General features: G+C 55.7%; 1 pseudogene. It reads right to left on the reverse strand.

From position 1 onward, the window contains the following. Window positions 1–271, reverse strand: a pseudogene (locus ACTHR2_RS10585) (RHS repeat family protein); the annotation flags it as partial.

Below are 271 nucleotides of genomic sequence, written 5' to 3' on the forward strand. Positions count from 1 at the left end.
CATCATAGCCGAAGGTCTCCTTGCTGCCGTCGGGATAGAGGGCGAGGGTGAGGTGTTGATTGGTGTCGTAGTGGTATTCGGTGTGCTGTCCCAGCGCATCGGTAATACGCGCCAGCTGTCCTTCGGGGGTGTAAGAGAGTTTGGTTTCGTAACCCGAACAGTCGGTAATCCGGTCGGGCTGATGGTTTTCGTTATAGTGGTATGCGGTACTGCTGCCGTTCGGATCGGTTACCGACAGCAACAGACCGTTGCCGGCATATTCGAAACGGGT

The organism is Neisseria sp. P0006.S004 (genome assembly GCF_051963015.1).
Classification (GTDB): Bacteria; Pseudomonadota; Gammaproteobacteria; order Burkholderiales; family Neisseriaceae; genus Neisseria.